The following is a 17,061-nucleotide window of genomic DNA, read 5'->3' as shown; positions in this document are numbered from 1 at the left end:
GCGCGGCGGGGTTCATTACGCGCACCACGCCGGGGCTGCACGGCTTACCAGCCGATGCCCACGCCGACGCCCATGCTGCGCTCACCGCTGTTGGTGAACGCACCATTGAGGCTGAAGGTGGCCGAACCCTTCTCGTTCAGCACGCGCTGGTAGCCCACCGCCATCGCCGACTCACCCTCGCTGTAACCCACGCCCGCACCCAGGCGGTTGTAGGTAGCCAGGCCGGCGGTATTCATCGCCATCGCACTCTGTGCGCTGCTCATCGCCGCCATGCGGTTGAAGCGCTTGTCCATCTTGTCCAGGCGGCGTTCGAAGGTGCTGATCGCACCATCGGTGTACTCGTTGGCGCGGGCCAGCATCTTCTCCAGCTCGGCGGTGTCGACCTGCGGCTTGGGCGTGTCGTCCTGCTTCGGCTTCGGCTGCGGGGCCGGCTTGTCACCTTCACCGGTTGAGGCGATCTGCGGCGAGCCTCCGGTCTCCGGCGTCGGCGCGATCTCTTCGGTGGATGGCGAAGGCGTGGACGCCGCCGACATGGCGCGGGCCTGCGGATGATCGTCGATACGCTGCTCCAGCCCATCCATGCGGCCGTTGATCTGCTGCTGCATCGAATGCAGCTGGCCGCCATTGACCGCATCGCGGCTGCCGGCCGCGATCAGGCCGTTGGCCACGTTGGAGATGACCATGCCGTTGGCACCGGCCAGGGTGAGCTGGTGGGTGCCGTCTGCACGCACCGAGGGAGTTTCCTGGAACACGGAGCGGAGCTGGGATTCGACCTGGTTCACCCGCGAGGTGGTGCTGACGACTGCGCCGTCGAGCGCTTCCAATGCACCATTGAGCGTGGATTGGGACTGGCCCTGCACGTTGAAGCTGGGGCCGACGATGTTGCCATTGGTATCGACTTCGCTGCCGAGGGCGGAGAGTGCACCGCGCAGCTGGCCGACGGTGGCGGCGTTGTGGTTGGCGGTGCCGTTGGCGATGTTTACGAGACGGCGCGTCATCTCACCATTACCGAACGATGCAACTCCTACCTCGGTCGCATACGAGCCGAACCCAAGCGCCATCGAACCGTCGGCACCATTCCGAACCCTCGCACCGATGCCGAGAGCGATCCCACCAACTGCGGTTCCACCATCATACGTTCCGACTTCCGCGCCCGTCCCAATGGCAATGCTGAAATCGGAACCATTGAAGACGGTCGATCCCCGCCCAAGTGCCACCGAGTTCACCCCCAACGCAAGAGAGCGTGACCCAATCGCAGTTCCTCCTTCGGTGCCCGCCTTTGCAAGGATGCCAAGCGCGACCCCGGCTCGGCCGGCCTCCGCGCGGCCAGTCGTGGGACCTGTACCCACACTGAGAAACTGACCAGCATCTTCCAGTGCATCGAGTCGACCATTGGTCTCATAGAGCTGACTTCCGCGCACAACATCCGAGCTATCAGTCGACAGCTTCGCCTCGGCCACGCCAGTCAAACGCGCACCGCCGTAGTCGATGACGCTCGCATCCAATCCACGCATGGCCTGCTCGCCCATCTCCCGCTCCTTGCGCATCGCCTCCAGATCGTTCCGATTCTGCGAGATCTTCTGCTCTGCGGCGTACAACTGACTGCCGGTTACAGCATCGCGGCTTCCTGGCGCCACTCGGCCGTCAGTCAGGTTGGTCAGCACCATGCCATTCACGCCGTTCAGCGCGATCTGGTTCATGCCGTCGGCGCGGGTCGAAGGTGAGTCCTGGAAGATCAAGCTGAGCTGGCCTTCCACCTTGTCCGCGCGACGACCTGCGGTGACGACAGCGCCATCGAGTGCCATCAGCGCGTCCTCAACGGTGCTCTGAGTTCCACCCTGTACCGTGTAGGTCGGGGCGATGATGTTGCCGTTGGCATCCATGCCTGCACCACCACCGAGAGTGGCGAGGGAATCCTTGAGCTGAGAGACAGTGGTGACGTTGTGGTCGTCGGTGCCCCGAGCAACGTTGGTGAGCCGGCGCTTAACCTCGTCACTGCCAAACGAGGCGGTATGGGCCTCATCGGCTACAGATGAGGCTCCGAGAGCCAATGCACTAGTGGCACCCTTCTGAACAATGCTATTCGCCCCGATCGAGACACCACCAGCCTCCTGCACCGAAGCGAGAACGCCAAGAGCGAACCCATTGTCAGCTAGCTCATCCACGCGAGCAGCCCTGCCCAAAGCAACAGAATTCTTGCCACGAGCAGAAGAGAAGCCACCTACGGCGACAGCACCCTCACTTGAAACTGATGCCTCGGCGGAATCACCAATAGCAACGGCGATCAAGCCTGCTCGCGCCGCACCTTCAGGCCCACCCTTCCCGCTCGAAAAATAGCGCGAACTCTCAGCAATTTCCTCCATTCGTCTAACAGCTTCATCTGCGGTGTTCCTCGCTCCTTGCGCAGACTGCTCAACCGCATGCAGCTGCCCGCCATTGACTGCATCGGCACTACCAACGTCCAGCAGACCATCCGCCACACCAGTGATCTTCCGGTTGGCATTGGCGCTGTTACGCACATTCAGGGTCGTACCGCTGTTTTTCTCTCCGAAACGAACATCGCCAGAGGCGGAGACCTGCGCCACCAACCCGCCCAGAACCGCTGTTTCGGCCAGCGCCTTGGCCGCATCCGCTTTTGCCAGGGTCGCGTCCGCAGCCGCAGAGGTGGCCATGCCTTCCACAGCCACCACCTTCTCATTGGTGGCATTGAGCTGCCTGCCGTTGACGGCTTCGTAGCTGCTGGCGCTGACCACGCCATCGGCCACGCCGGTCAGCTTACGGTTCGCATTCGCGCTGTTGCGCACATCCAGTACGGTGCCGCTGTTCTTTTCACCCAGGCGGACAGCCTCCGTGGCCGAAACCTGCCCGATCAGCCCACCCAATACAGTGACTTCAGCCAAGGCCTTGGTGGCATCAACCTGTGCGGCGTTGGCAGTGGCTTGCGCTCCATTCGCGGCATTCTGTGCAGTCGTTACCCGGCCGTTGGTTTCATTCAACTGCTTGCCCGTAATGGCCTCGGTACTGCTGCTGCTGACAGCGCCATCCGCCAGGTTGACGATCTTGCGCTTGATACTGGAGCTGCCGATCGAGACCTGGTTGATGCCGTTGGTCTGCGAGCCGTTGCCCAGAGCGACACTTCCCGTATGTGATGCCAGTGCGCGGTCGCCCAACGCAATGGCACTTTCGGCCCCTGCCTTTGCAAGATTGCCAAGCGCCGTCGAATACAAGCCCGATGCGGCGGCCTCCCGGCCAATGGCGACGGCCTGATTGCCGCTCGCATCTGCCTTGTAGCCCAGCGCGGCGGCATGGGTCGCCGCGGCCGTCGCATCATTGCCCACGGCCACGGCGCGATCACCCACTGCCGAAGCACGCAGGCCTGCCGCCACCGCGCCATTGCCACCGCGCGTTGCAGCACCGAGAGCAACTGCACCGGTGGCAGCGCTCTTGTCGCCGTTGGCGTCGACACCGGCCCGAGCATCTGCACCAACTGCGATGCTGTTGGTGTTGTAGGCCTTCGCCGAGCGCCCCATCGCTACGCTGGCGGTGCTTCCGCTCCCTTCCGCCTCTGCCGCCAGCCCGATAGCCGGGGCGGATGCGTTCAGGCGCGCGGCTGCCGCGTCTGCGACGCGCTGTGCATCTGCCAGCTTGGTGTTGGTGGCATTCAACTGCTTGCCTGACACAGCATCGGTGCTGGACGTACTCAGCGTGGCATCCGCCACGCCCGTGATCCTGCGATTGGCGCTGGCGCTGTTGCGGACGTCCAGCACAGTTCCGCTGTTACTTGCACCTAGGCGAACGTTCCCCGAGGCAGACGTCTGGCTCAGGAGGCCGGAAAGCACATTGGCTTTCGACAAGGCATTGTCCGCATTGGACTTCGCCGTATCGGCAACAGTCCTGGCCGTCCTGGCGGTCGAGTAAGCCGAATCCGCAGTGCTTCGCGCCGAGGCTACATTCTGATTGGTTTCATACAGCTGACCACCGGTGACCGCGTCCGAACTGCCGTAGGAAATGTTACCTGATGCGACATTCACGATCCTACGTTTAATGCTGCTACTTCCCACCGAGACTGTGTTGCTTCCGTTGGCTACCGAATTGGCACCAATGGCCACCGCATTCGATGCGGTGGCCGAGGCGCCGCTTCCAATGGCGACAGCATTCTCAGCGCGAGCCGTTGAGCTGTTTCCCAAAGCGGTTGCGCCAATGTAATCGGCAAAGGCCTTGGCCCCAATGGCGACATTGTGGCCTCCATTGCTGCCGGTACGCGACGTGTAACCGATCGCCACGCTGTCAACGTCGGAGGAAGTAGAGTGGTATCCAAAAGCGACACTGTTCCGCTTCTCGATCCGTGCGCCTTGACCGAAGGCGAATGAGTAGCTTCCGTAGATCCTGGACCCCGCACCGATCGCCATCGAGTTCGTCACATCCAAACTCATGTCGGCATAGCCTGTCGACATGCGCGGATCCCACACACCCATGAATGGAATGCAGTGCCGGATGTTCCCGTTGTCACCCGAACAACCGACATCGAGGCCCGCATTCGCGCTGCCGGCCGCACCGGCCAGTGCGATGAAGACAATCAGTGCGGTCCCGCGACGATGAATCAAGGTGCTTCGTGGCTTTCCACGCGCTGCTACCAGCTCGCCCACGACCACCCAACACTGCTTTGCATTGCTCCAGATACGACGATAGATATGATTCATGCTCTCTTCCTTAACAGGACATCGAAAATGAGGCCCCGCGAACAGCGCGGGGCCAGGAACGATCAGGCGCTTGGCGCCAGGGTGGTTACGTGCTCGCGGTAGCCGTCCTTGGACAGGCGGTAATGCAGCTGCACGGTGTTGCCCGGCTGAGGCTGGAACGGCAGCTTCAGCTCCGCATCCGGGTACAGGCTTTTGGCAAAGTCGTGGGTCGTGCAGGCACCACTGCCGGTGCACTCGGCCAGCCCTGTGATGCCCACCCGCAAGGTCCCCACGTTGCGCAGGGTGTCGCCCTGCAGTTGCAGATCCACGCTGCCATTGGCGGGCAGCACGTTCACCAGCGCACCCCAGACCAGGCTGACGCCGACGTTGGCCTGTGCCGCCTGCTCGTCACCCTCGAGCAGGGTCCCGTCCGGTCCCCTGACACCCTCGAAGTAGACGCGGTAGGCCACTTCCTTCTCCACGCTGCGTAGCGGAATCACCCGGATCAGGCGATTGCCTCCGCCACTGAGTGCGAACTTCCCAGGGGTGATGGCGACCGCGGCATCGGCCGCCTCCATGTCCACCTCTTCCTCGCCAGCCTGGGCGGGATTCGAGATGCGCAACAGGCGTGCCTGCACGTACTGCGGCTGGGTGGAGTGCGAGTAGACGCGGATCTGCGTACCGCGCTTGCCATCGACGGCCGCGCGCATTGGATGGATGGAGAGGTTGGCATGTACCGGCGGCGCCAGCAGCGCGCTCAACGGCAGCAGACAGAACAACAGCTTCTTCATGATGAGGCTCCGTGGGATCAGGGTTTGGCGGTCGGCACGCGCAGCTCTACCGTCAGCTCGCCGTCGTAGAGACCGGGCCGCTTGCTGGCGATGGGCGTAGGCGGCGTTTCCAGCACCAGCGGCGTGGGCACGCAGTACACGGGTTGATTGATGCCCGGCAGCATCACCAGGCGCAGCTGCGCGCTGTCGATACCGCGCAGCAGCTGTTCCTCGCCGTGTTTCATGGCCAGCAGGTTTCCGCCGTACTTCAGGCCGACCTGGTAGTCCAGGCGCTGGGTGTCATCGCTGCCGCCGTCCCCGTGCCAGACTGCGAAGTCCCGTCCGGGCGGGGGCCGTGGACCGCTGTCGCGCACGGTGACGCCGAGGAACTCGCTCTGCGAGCCCACGCCGTCGTACAGGCACATGTCCACTTCCTTGTAGCCGCCGACCATCTTGCGGATGGGGTCGTAGCGCAGGTCCATGTTGACCAGCGGTGCGATGCCGTCGAAGCCCGGGAAGTAGATCGAGATCGCGTCGTAGTCGGTGACGGTGAAGTCGAAGTTGACGATGTACTTAGCCAGATGCCTTCCCGGTGGCATTCTCAGATTGAGTTCGAGACTGCCCCTCCAGCGACCGGCAACCAAGCGGGCAATGCTGTCCCCAGCGATCGCAATGGTCAGCCCGGTACCGACTGCATAGTCACTGCCGCAAGGTCTTGAATGCGATGACCAGATCGCATACCTGGTATCCCGAAAGTAATCGAGTGAGCATATCTGGGTGGAATCAGCCCTATAGATTGAAGCAGCGAAGTTGATCGTGCTTGGACTTCCCGTGCGCTCTTCTATCGCCCGTACCGGTATCACACTGGTTACATCGCCACTTTCTGCCTCTGTATCTTCGGTACGACACATTCCAGATGTGGGGTCACTGGCTGACTCGCACGTCAGGTAGAGCTTTCCGTACTGCTTACTCAGATCTATGTCGTACGCGATCAAAGTCTTGGGCGCCAGAATCTCGATGTCACCGGGCATCGCCGAGCGATCCCATCCCATGTTGATGTCACGGATAATCACACCGGCCGGCGGATCCGTATCAGGTGGACGTTGCGCCCACGCCCGTGGCATCACCAGAACCGGCGCACACACCAGCATCAACACACACATCCAACGCCGGCTCATGGCGTACCTCCTGCAGCAGCGGTCTGGGGCGTGGCGGCAATCAACGCGCGTTCCTGCAGCAGGCGGGTGACGCGGGCCTGCTGGCGGATCTCGGGCGGCAGCTGGGCCACGGCCAGCGGCTCGCAGTGCACGGCGCCGACCAGCAGCACCACCTGGCGGCGCTCACGCACCTGCAGCGGGCAATGCAGCAGGCGGTCGTCCTGCAGCAGGTACAGCGTTGTTTCGCGACGCGGGAAATCGGCAACGAAGCTGCCGTTGGCACTGGTGCCGGGCACCGGCGCGTTGAGGATGCGGGCGCCGCCCAGCGACGACCCCGCAAGGTCCTTGGCGTTGCCGATGAAGGTGTAGGTCACTTCAATCGGCACCGGCATGCGCATCAGCTTGCCGGGGGTGAGGAACATCGGCCGTGCACCGCCCACGCCGGTTACGCGGATCGCGGCGATGCTGTCCAGCGTGCTGGCGTCCTGCACTTCGGCGCGCTGCGACTGATAGGCCTGCAGCGGCAGCAGCCGGCGCTCGCCGATCTGCAGACGCTGTCGGCGCAGTCCCCCCACCTGCAATTCCGCGGCCACGCCATGCAGGTCGGCATCGTCGAAACCGTCCACCTGCACGGCCAGGCCGGCCTCGGCGCCGTTGGCACCGCTCCAGTAGAAACCACGACGGCCCAGTGCGAAGCCGGAGCTGTGACTGCCGCTGTAGCCGGTCTCGCCACGCCCGCGCTGCTGATAGTGCGCGATGCTGGCGGTGGTGTTGCCGATGCCATTCTGCAGCTGGCCACTCAGTGACGCGCTGTAACGGTCGTTGTTGTTGGCGCGCAGTTCAGCGTTCAGCTCCCGATAGTGCGTGTCCCGGTCCTGGCGCAGGCTCTGGCCCACGCTGTAGTCAATGGCCGGGCGCTGATGCTGCGGCTGGCGCACGTCCACCGCATAGCGGCGCTGGCCACTGCTGTCATGGTTGCGCTGCAGGCGGGTCAGGCTGAGGTTGAAGTAGATGCCACGGTCACGCTCGTTGCTGCCGCGCACGCTGTCGGTGCTGCGCTGCTGCCATAGCCCCACGCGCGTGGACACGCTGAAGTCCTGCCAGCGGTGGCTGCGGCTGAAACTGGCCTGCCAGGTGCGGCTGAGCACCGGCTCGCGGCGCGGCTCCAGCGGGCCGGGCGGCAGCAAGGGATCCAGCCCGAACAACGGGTCCTGCTCGAATTCAGGCCGATGCCAGCCGGTGCGCCAGGTCTGGCGCCGGGTGTAGCCCACGTAGACGTTGCCGCCGGCCAGCGGCAGCGATACCGAGCCGCTGAGTGAGTTGGTGCAGCCCAGCTGGTCGCGTGCATCGGCCTCGAACTGGCAGGCCTTGCCGCGCATGCGCTGCTGGTAAAGATTCCACGACGCCTTGCGCCGGTATGACAGCTGGTGCTGCTGACCATTGCTGCCATCGCTTCCACGCATGCCGCTGAGCGAGGCGCGCATTTCCTGGGTGGCCAGCACGCGGCGCAGGTCCAGGCGCAGCTCGCCGTAGCTGTGGCCGCCGAGGTTGGCGGCACCCGCGGTAAGTGCGGCATCGCGGCCCAGCGGCACGCGCACGCCGGCCATCGCCACACTTTCACCATCAAAGCGATCACTGCGGCGCTCGTTGCGGCGGCCGCCCTGCACGAACCACTGCCACTGGCTGTTGGTCCAGTCGCCGCCCTTGTCGAACGGTGCCTCCTCGGTGCGCACCAGTACACCATCTTCGTAGATGCGCATGCGCACCAGGTAGTTGCCGAAGGGGAAATTGCGGGTGTCGATCTGGTTGATGCCGGCCTGCAGGTAGAAGGTCTGCAGCAGCCGCTCGCCGTCGAACACGTCGACGCGTGCATCGCGCGCCAGCAGCACGGTCAGCGGCGTGGCCTGCACGGCGGCATCGGTGTCCACATAGGCCTGGGTGGTACCCACGCGCGCGCCCTGGAAACGGTCCAGCGGCAGCATGCTGAAACTGAAGGTGCCGCCCTGCGGGCTGGACAGGTTGCGGCGGTCCATACGCCCGGCCTGCAGGTAGTGCGCCTGGCCCAGGTCATGGCGGTAATAGACGTTGTCGAACTGGAAGTCGTCGTCGCTTCGGCTGCGGTAGCGTTGCTGGGTGTAGTACCAGTCGGCGGACAGGTGAGCGCGATCAAACAGTCCCAGCGTGCCTACGCCGCGCGCGGACAGCGCCTGATGGTCGCGGCCGCCGCTGACGTTGAGCGTCTGCTGGTGCAGGAAGGCGTTTTCGGCGTTGGCCGTGACTGTGTGGTAGCGCTCGGCGGCCGGCTCGCCGGGAATCCACTGCCGCGCCACGAACAGGCGCACCGCACCCTCGCCTTCGTCATACAGCGCGCGCGCGACGGCGGGATCGTCCGGTGGGTCAAGATAGCCGCAACCGGCCGTGGCGCCGCCAAAGCGGCACGCCAGGTGGCTGTTGCGCGGCAGCGGCTGCGACAACGCCGGCAGCAGCGCCGCCTGCGCTTCGGCAGGCAGGGCCAGCGCCTGCAGCACGCGCGCGGGGTCTTCCAGCTGCACGTGCTCCAGGGTCACGCGCACCGGCGACAGCCCGGCCGAGCGGCCGAACAGCTGGATGTCGAGTTGTTCGGTCTGGCCTTCGACCAGATCCTCGAAGCCGGCGGGGACGCCGTGGGCTGCGACCAGAGGAGCAGCCAGTGCCAGGGCGAGCGCGACCGCCAGCCGGGTAACGGCGGGGGCGTGTGGGGTCATTGGGGGTACCGCTGGAGTAGCGGCCGGCCCGGGGTGCGGGCCGGCGCGGGAAGCCGTGGATCAGGGCTTCTGGTTCATGACGATGTAGACCATGCCTTCGTAGCGGCCGTTGACCGTAAGCGGGCCGCCTGCACCCGCCTGGGCGATGGTCAGGGGCATCGAGATGGAGGCACCCGGCGTCGAGCTGGCGCCGTTGAACAGGTCAGCCGCCTTGAACTCGGTGACCGCAGTGGTCAGCGCGTCGGTATTCAGGCTGACGGCCAGCGGCACGCGCGTGGCGCCATTGAGCAGCACCGGATCGTGGCCGAGGCGAACTTCGATGTCCTTATCGATATCGTTGGAGTGGATGCGCACCTGCTGCGTCGACGGCAGCAGGCCGCGCAGCGGATCGTGGGTCATCTGCACGGTATCCGGCAGCGGGGTGCCGTCCTCGAGCAGCAACGCCAGGGTCGGGTCGACGTCGGCGTAGACGGTGATCTTGGTTTCCAGCGCGTGCGCGGACAGCGAAGCAGTGGCCAGCGCTGCAGCGAGCGCGGCCTTCTTGATAATGGCGTGCATGGTTGTCTCTCTCGGACAAGGGGGAATTTGAAAGCTCCCCTCCCCAAGGAGAAAAGGGAGGGAAGCGCCGCCCGCGGGGATGGGTGCGGGCGACGGAGAGAATGTTAGAAATCCATTGCCATGCAGGCCATTCAAGCATTCCTAAAACGTTGAACGTTAAGGAGAATTTTTGAAGGCGCTCTATGTTTGAGGGTTATGCAATTTCCCTCACTGTTTGAATGCAATAAACCTCATTGCATTGCGTTTGTAGAGTCGGGCATGGCTCGACTCTACTGTGGGGCATCCACGCGTGGCGTGGATCTGCGGGATGGCATCAGGCCGCCTTTCGGCGGCCTGATGACACGGCGCGGTGGTGCGCGATCAGAAGAAGATCGCGTACAGGATCAGCAGCGGAATCGGCACGCCCAGCAACCAGAGCAGAATCATCTTCATGGCAGGTCTCCTTGCATGGAAGGGTGGATTACAGGTCGCGGCGGCGGCCGCCCCAGGTGGCGCTGAGGCTGGCGAAGAACGCGCCGATCAGCAGGGTGATGAAGAGCCACAATGCGGCGTAGGCGGTCGCCTTCCGCGCATCGTCGGCAGCCTGCTTGGCGGTATTCCTGGCCTTCTCCAGCGCTGCACGCATGCGCGTCTGCACATCGGTCACGCGGGCCTGCGCTTCAGCCGGGCTCATCCCGGTATCGCGCGCGATCAGCTGTGACAGATACTGGGTATCGGCCGGATCCAGGCCTTCCCCCTGCAGGCTGTTGACGATGATGCGGTTCACTTCGGCACGCACTTCGCGGCGATCGCCGATCGGACCGTTGCCCGGCGCCGGTCGCGGCAGTGGGGCCATGCGCGCGTCGCGCGGACCGGCGCCCGCTGCCGGCGGTGGCGCGGCATCCGGGTCCATCGGTGCGCCCGGCGGCGGCGCTGCGGGATCGGCCTGCCCTGCGTGGGTCGTGCTGCGGAACAGCGCATCCACCCAATAGTCGAGGTCGCCTTCCGGTGCAGCCGCCACAGCGCCGCTGGCACCGGCTGCAGCCACGCCGACGGTGGACGCAGCGGCACCGGCAGTGGCGCCGGCCACCTTTGCGCCCGCACCCAGCACGCCACCGATGGCCGACGTCAGCAGGCCCGCGGTCAGCAGCGTGGCCACCGCCCACGACACGAAGCCGTGCGCGGTGTCGCGGAAGTACGTTTCGTCGCCGTGGATCTGCGTCCACTTGGTACGCAGGCGACCCGCCAGATAGCCACCCAGGCCGGAAGCGGCCAGCGCGGTGAAGGTGAGCCAGGCGATGCTGGACCAGCCGAAGGTTTCCTTGCTGACGCCTTCGAACGACCAGGGCGACACCGACGACAACCCCAGGCCCACGCCGAGGATCAGCAGGATGAGAGAGAGCGCAGCGGCGGCGGCGGCGCCAGCGAAGATGGCTCCCCACGACACCGCGCTTTCGCTGGCGGGAGGAACGATGGGGGCAGTGACGACAGCGGCGACGTCAGCGCCGAGCGGGCCGCGCTCGGGTGGGTCGAATCGGGTACTCATCGGGATGGACGCTCCATTTCAGGTGCTGCGGATGCAGCTGGCGTCCTGAGGCTGCGCGAGCGCTTGTGAAGCTGGTGAGACCCCTGAATCACGCGGTCTTGTCGCGTTGAAGAGCGTGCCAACCAAGGTTGGCACCTACCAAAGGCGGGAACGCGGTAACTCCATGCCACGCGTGGATGGGGGAGCGTGCCAACCAAGGGCGGGAACAAGTGGATCCACGCCATGCGTGGATGGTTTTTCGCGAGTGTCGAAAGCGTGCCAACCTTGGTTGGCACCCACCAGGGCGGCGGAAAAAAAACGCCCCGCGCATGCGGGGCGTTCTCGGCACAACCTACGCGGGGCGATCAGCCCTGGTAGTCGCGCACATCGCTGCCGGTGTAGACCTGGCGCGGACGGCCGATCTTCATTTCCGGATCGACCTGCTGTTCCAGCCAATGCGAGACCCAGCCGGAGGTACGGCCCAGGGCGAACATGACGGTGAACATTTCGGTCGGGATCTGCAGCGCCTTGTAGATGATGCCGCTGTAGAAATCGACGTTCGGGTACAGCTTGCGCGCGACGAAGTACTCGTCCTGCAGCGCGGCCTGTTCCAGCTTCACGGCCACGTCCAGCAGCGGATCCTGCACGCCCAGCTGCTTGAGCACCTTGCTGGTCATCTCGCCGATGACCTTGGCGCGCGGGTCGAAGTTCTTGTAGACGCGGTGGCCGAAGCCCATCAGGCGGAAGCCGGAGGTCTTGTCCTTGGCCTTGACCACGGCGGACTCGACGTTGTCGGCGCTGCCGATCTCTTCCAGCATCTTCAGCACGGCTTCGTTGGCACCGCCGTGGGCCGGACCCCACAGCGCGGTGACGCCAGCGGCGACCGACGCGTACGGGTTGGCACCGGTCGAACCGACCAGGCGCACGGTCGAGGTCGAGGCGTTCTGCTCGTGGTCGGCGTGCAGGATGAACAGCAGGTCCAGCGCCTTGACCACATCCGGGTTCAGATCGTACTGGCCGTCAGCCGACTCGAAGGTTTGCTTCAGGAAGCGGCTGACGTAGTCCAGCGACGTGTCCGGCTTGTTGGCCGGCAGGCCCTTGCCATGGCGGTAAATCAGCGCCGACAGGGTCGGCACCTTGGCGATCAGGCGCACGGCGGCCTGGCGGCGCTGTTCGGCGTCGGACAGGTCCAGCGCGTCGTGGTAGATGGCCGACAGCTGCGCGATCGCAGCAGCCAGGATGGCCATCGGGTGGGCGTCCTTGGCGAAGCTGCCGATCAGGGTGTTGATCGAGTCGTCGACATTGGCTTCGGCAGTCAGCTCATCGGTGAAGGCCTTCAGCTGCTCGGCGCTCGGGCGCTCGCCGTTGATCAGCAGGTAGGCCACTTCGACGTAGCTCGACTTTTCCGACAGCTGCTCGATCGGGTAGCCGCGATACAGCAGCACGCCCTTGTCGCCGTCGATGTAAGTGATGGCGGACTTGCAGCTGGCCGTCGCGGTGAAGCCGGAATCGTAGGTGAAAAACCCCGTTTCCTTGGTCAGCTTCGCGATGTCGACGCAGTCGTTGCCAAGGGTGGGTTTGATGACGGGCAGAACGACGGACTTATCGCCGGCGTTGAGCGTGACCTGATCAAGATCGGACACTGTGTGCGCTCCTTCATGGGAAGGCGCCTGCCCAAGCGCATTGGTCAGGCACGTGAATGACGTCCTCGGCCTGTGCCGGGGATCATGCCATTATCGCACAGCAGCATTTGCCCGGCGCTAGACAGAAGTCGTAGACGGCAGGCGGCCAGAACCCGGCCAGCAAGCGGCCCGGATCGGCAAAAGCGTTGTCACACGAACGCAGTGTTCTGTCCATCCAAACGCCCGTTGGGTAGGCGTTGGGGAAAAACAAACGGCCGCGCAGAGCGCGGCCGTCGGTTCGAAGCTGGATCGACAGATCAGCGCGCGTAGCGCTTCTGGAACTTGTCGATACGGCCCGAGGTGTCGATGACCTTGTGCTTGCCCGTGTAGAACGGGTGCGAAGCCGAGGAAATTTCAACCTTCACCAGCGGGTAGTCGTTGCCGTCTTCCCACTTGATGGTTTCCTTCGTCGCCATGGTCGAGCGGGTCAGGATCTTGAAATCGGAGGTGACGTCATGGAAGACGACGTCGCGGTAGTTCGGATGGATATCGGCCTTCATGGGCTCACACCGTAAATGGGCTGGTGGTCAAGAGCGGCATTATAAGCACCGGTTGCCGCCCGGGGCAACCGGTGCCGGTCAATCGGCTTCAGTCCGCGCCCAGGGCCTGGCGTACCAGGGCCTCGAAACGCTGCTGGTCGTAGGCCATCAGCAGATCGCAGTTGTCCGGCTGGCCGGTCTGGCGGTTCCAGTCGACGATGGTGGCGCCGCGGCTGAACGTACCATTCAGCTCCACGTTCAGCGGACGCGACTCGACCCGAAGCTGCCCTTCCGGGTTCAGTGCCCAGGCCATGGCAACCGCGTCGGCGGTGTACCAGCGGCCGCCCTTGCTGTCTTCGGACAGGCCCCGGGTCTTGCGCGAGATCAGCTCGTAGAAGCGGGCGCGATCGGAATCGGCCTGCAGCCATTTCTCGGCTTCTTCCAGCGGCAGGCCGTGGGCGACGGTGGCCTCCCAGTCCGACACCAGCAGGTGCTTGAACGAGGTGAACACCACATGCGCGGCTTCCGGGTCGAAGGCGATGTTGAATTCGGCTGCCGGGGTGATGTTGCCGTGGCAGGTGACCGCGCCGCCCATCACCACGATGCGCTTGATGCGCTGGGGCAGGGTCGGGTCCAGCTTCAGTGCCAGCGCGAGGTTGGTCAGCGGGCCAAGCATCACCAGCATCAGTTCGCCGGCATGCGCGTGCGACAGGCGCAGGATGGCCAGCGCAGCATGCTCGGCTTCGGCCTGGCGGCTCGGCGGCGGCAGGTCCACGTCGCCATAGCCATCACGGCCATGCACGTGGGCAGCGTCTACGGAAGGATGCAGCAGCGGATCCGGGCTGCCGGCAAACACCGGCACGTCGGTGCGGCCGACGATGTCGCAGAGCTTGAGGGCGTTGCGGACGGTGTACTGCAGGCCGACATTGCCGGCGGCGATGGTCAGGGCGACCACGTCATGCCGTTCATCGGCAAAGGCCATCAGCAGGGCCAGGGCGTCGTCCACACCGGGGTCGGTGTCGATCAACAGGGGGATCTTGTGGGTCATCGTTGCCGTCTTCAGATCGGCAACGAAGTGTGGACCGGGATGATGACCGTTGCAAGTATGGGGGGCGGCAGGGCTGCGACCTGCACCCGCGGTAGTGCCGGCCGCTGGCCGACAACTTCAACAGCAACGCCGAAAACGGGTTTCCCGCGGATGGCAGGGAAGAGCTCTCTGTAGAGTCGAGCCATGCTCGACTCCCGCGCGCAACGCGCACAGCAACCGAGCGTGGGCTCGGCTCTACAGTGGATCCACGCCGTGCGTGGATGAGCGTCCCGGGGATGGGGTCAGAGCCCTTTGCTGTGCAAAGGGGCCTGACCCCGCCACTTACGCCGAGGCGTAGCGCACGGCGGTGCCGATCCAGCGCTGCACCACGCGATCGGCCAACGCGGGCTGCTGGGCCAGCAGTCGCTCGGCCAGGTCATGCACGCCGGGCAGCAGGCCGGCATCGCGGGCCAGGTCTGCAATGCGGAAACCGGCCAGGCCGGTCTGGCGGGTGCCCAGCAGTTCGCCGGGGCCGCGCAGTTCCAGATCCTTCTCGGCGATGACGAAACCATCGTTGGTTTCGCGCATGGTCTGCAGGCGCTCACGCGCCATCTGCGAAAGCGGAGCCTGGTACAGCAGCACGCAGCGCGATACCGCCGAACCACGCCCCACGCGGCCGCGCAGCTGGTGCAGCTGGGCCAGGCCGAGGCGTTCGGCGTTCTCGATCACCATCAACGAAGCATTGGGTACGTCCACACCTACTTCGATGACCGTGGTCGCGACCAGCAGGTCGATCTCGCCGGTCTTGAACGCCACCATCGTCGCCAGCTTTTCGGCGGCTTTCAGGCGTCCGTGCACCAGCCCCACGCGAACGCCGGGCAGCAGTGCCTGCAGCGATTCGTAGGTGGCCTGCGCCGGGGTGGCATCCAGTTCTTCGCTTTCCTCGATGAGCGTGCACACCCAGTACACCTGCCGCCCTTCCTCGCAGGCCAGCGCGATGCGCTCGATCAGTTCCGGGCGACGGTCATTGTTGAGGGCGACGGTCTGCACCGGCGTGCGTCCCGGTGGCAGTTCATCGATGGCCGACACATCCAGGTCCGCGTACTCGGACATCGCCAGCGTGCGCGGAATCGGCGTGGCGGTCATCACCAGCTGGTGCGGCACGCTGTTGCCGCCCGCGCCCTTGTCGCGCAGCGCCAAGCGCTGGTGCACGCCGAAGCGGTGCTGTTCGTCGACGATGGCCAAGGCCAGATCCTGGAACACCACCGCCTCCTGCATCAGCGCGTGGGTACCGACCACCACCTGCGCTTCGCCACTGGCGACCTGCGCCATCACCTTGGCGCGCGCCTTGCCGGTGACCTTGCCGGCCAGCCAGGCGATACGCACACCGAGCGGCTCCAGCCAGCCGCGCAGGTTGTTGAGATGCTGTTCGGCCAGCAGTTCGGTGGGCGCTGCCAATGCGACCTGCTTGCCCTGCTCCACCGCCAGCATCGCAGCCAGTGCGGCCACCACGGTCTTGCCGGAGCCGACGTCGCCCTGCACCAGCCGCAGCATCGGGCTGGGGCGCGCGAGGTCTTCACGGATCTGCTTGAACACGCGCGCCTGCGCGCCGGTGAGCGCGAACGGCAGCTGCTTCAGCAGCGCCTTGGCCAACTTGCCAGGACCAGCCAGCGGCGGCGCATGGTGTGCCTGCAAGGCAATGCGCTGGCGACGCAGGCTGAGGTGGTGGGCCAGCAGTTCTTCCATCGCCAGGCGGCGCTGCGCCGGGTGGGTGCCGGCGGCCAGCGCGGCAAGGTCGGCATCCGGCGGTGGCCGGTGCACGGTCAGCAGCGCGCTGCGCAGCGACGGCAGGCCCAGGCCATCGAGCCAACCGCTGGGCAGCAGTTCCAGCGTGCTCTCCTCGGGCAGGCGATCCAGGGCCTGGCCGATCAGCTTGCGCATCGTCATCGGGCCCACGCCTTCGACGGTGGGATACACCGGGTCGAGGCGGTCGCCGAGTTCGGGATCATCGTTGCGGCCCAGCACCTGGTAGCTGGGATGGACGATTTCCAGGCCGAGGTGGCCGGGCTTGGGCGTGCCGAAGCAGCGCAGCCGGTTGCCGACCGCGAACTGGCCGACCTGCTGCTGGCGGAAATGGAAGAAGCGCAGCACCAGGGTGCCCTGCCCTTCGTCCTCCATCGCGACTTTCAGCATCGGCCGGTAGCGCATGCCGCGCTCGACCGCGACCACCCGCCCTTCCACCTGCGCCGGCACGCCGTTGCGCAGGTCTTCGATGCGGGTCAGCCGGGTCCGGTCTTCATAGCGCAGGGGCAGGTGAAGCCAGAGATCCTGCAGGGTGGCCAGGCCACGCGCCTGCAGTTTGGCGGCCACGGCCGGACCGACGCCGGCGAGCATCGCCAGGGATGCTTCGCCGGACGGTGACAGGACCGGGGTGACCGCCGCCTTGCGTGCCACGTGGTGG

10 protein-coding genes are annotated in these 17,061 nt (G+C 65.3%); all 10 read right to left on the bottom strand.

What is annotated here, in order from left to right:
• Positions 1-44: 44 nt before the first annotated feature.
• Positions 45-4,700 (bottom strand): ESPR-type extended signal peptide-containing protein, encoded by a 4,656-nt coding sequence (locus AC5P8R_RS02400; RefSeq protein ID WP_495222959.1) that lies wholly within the window; start codon positions 4,698-4,700, stop codon positions 45-47.
• 62 nt (positions 4,701-4,762) lie between these two features.
• The gene (locus AC5P8R_RS02395; RefSeq protein WP_014648264.1) at positions 4,763-5,470 is read right to left on the bottom strand and encodes an alpha-fimbriae chaperone protein; all 708 of its coding nucleotides are present in this window, start codon (positions 5,468-5,470) and stop codon (positions 4,763-4,765) included.
• A 17-nt stretch (positions 5,471-5,487) separates the two neighbouring features.
• Positions 5,488-6,573 carry a CblD like pilus biogenesis initiator family protein gene (locus AC5P8R_RS02390; RefSeq protein WP_495222985.1) on the bottom strand — a complete coding sequence of 362 codons (1,086 nt, stop codon included), beginning with the start codon at positions 6,571-6,573 and terminating at the stop codon, positions 5,488-5,490.
• A gap of 50 nt (positions 6,574-6,623) precedes the next feature.
• On the bottom strand, positions 6,624-9,350 hold the full coding sequence (locus AC5P8R_RS02385) for a TcfC E-set like domain-containing protein (RefSeq protein ID WP_495222958.1): 2,727 nt from the start codon (positions 9,348-9,350) through the stop codon (positions 6,624-6,626).
• A 60-nt stretch (positions 9,351-9,410) separates the two neighbouring features.
• Complete coding sequence (locus AC5P8R_RS02380) at positions 9,411-9,908, bottom strand: CS1 type fimbrial major subunit (protein ID WP_014648266.1); 498 nt, start codon at positions 9,906-9,908, stop codon at positions 9,411-9,413.
• A gap of 460 nt (positions 9,909-10,368) precedes the next feature.
• Positions 10,369-11,433: a hypothetical protein gene (locus tag AC5P8R_RS02375; RefSeq protein ID WP_495222957.1), complete on the bottom strand. Its 1,065-nt coding sequence runs from the start codon at positions 11,431-11,433 to the stop codon at positions 10,369-10,371.
• Positions 11,434-11,777: 344 nt separating this feature from the next.
• On the bottom strand, positions 11,778-13,055 hold the full coding sequence (locus tag AC5P8R_RS02370) for a citrate synthase (RefSeq protein ID WP_014648268.1): 1,278 nt from the start codon (positions 13,053-13,055) through the stop codon (positions 11,778-11,780).
• 296 nt (positions 13,056-13,351) lie between these two features.
• The gene (locus tag AC5P8R_RS02365; protein WP_010484049.1) at positions 13,352-13,594 is read right to left on the bottom strand and encodes a type B 50S ribosomal protein L31; all 243 of its coding nucleotides are present in this window, start codon (positions 13,592-13,594) and stop codon (positions 13,352-13,354) included.
• A gap of 88 nt (positions 13,595-13,682) precedes the next feature.
• Positions 13,683-14,621 carry a nucleoside hydrolase gene (locus AC5P8R_RS02360; protein WP_049407499.1) on the bottom strand — a complete coding sequence of 313 codons (939 nt, stop codon included), beginning with the start codon at positions 14,619-14,621 and terminating at the stop codon, positions 13,683-13,685.
• Between the two features lie 321 nt (positions 14,622-14,942).
• A complete protein-coding gene (gene recG, locus AC5P8R_RS02355) occupies positions 14,943-17,054 on the bottom strand; it encodes an ATP-dependent DNA helicase RecG (protein ID WP_495222956.1) in 2,112 nt (703 codons plus the stop codon).
• Positions 17,055-17,061: the final 7 nt, after the last annotated feature.

This window comes from Stenotrophomonas sp. YJH_SMC_73, assembly GCF_059370155.1.
This window is presented reverse-complemented; position numbering and strand designations above follow the sequence as displayed.

Excerpts from the sequence above, each read along its gene's own strand:
- AC5P8R_RS02400 (WP_495222959.1), bottom strand. The coding sequence starts at position 4,700 with ATGAATCATATCTATCGTCGTATCTGGAGCAATGCAAAGCAGTGTTGG.
- AC5P8R_RS02395 (WP_014648264.1), bottom strand. The coding sequence starts at position 5,470 with ATGAAGAAGCTGTTGTTCTGTCTGCTGCCGTTGAGCGCGCTGCTGGCG.
- AC5P8R_RS02390 (WP_495222985.1), bottom strand. The coding sequence starts at position 6,573 with ATGCCACGGGCGTGGGCGCAACGTCCACCTGATACGGATCCGCCGGCC.
- AC5P8R_RS02385 (WP_495222958.1), bottom strand. The coding sequence starts at position 9,350 with ATGACCCCACACGCCCCCGCCGTTACCCGGCTGGCGGTCGCGCTCGCC.
- AC5P8R_RS02380 (WP_014648266.1), bottom strand. The coding sequence starts at position 9,908 with ATGCACGCCATTATCAAGAAGGCCGCGCTCGCTGCAGCGCTGGCCACT.
- AC5P8R_RS02375 (WP_495222957.1), bottom strand. The coding sequence starts at position 11,433 with ATGAGTACCCGATTCGACCCACCCGAGCGCGGCCCGCTCGGCGCTGAC.
- AC5P8R_RS02365 (WP_010484049.1), bottom strand. The coding sequence starts at position 13,594 with ATGAAGGCCGATATCCATCCGAACTACCGCGACGTCGTCTTCCATGAC.
- AC5P8R_RS02360 (WP_049407499.1), bottom strand. The coding sequence starts at position 14,621 with ATGACCCACAAGATCCCCCTGTTGATCGACACCGACCCCGGTGTGGAC.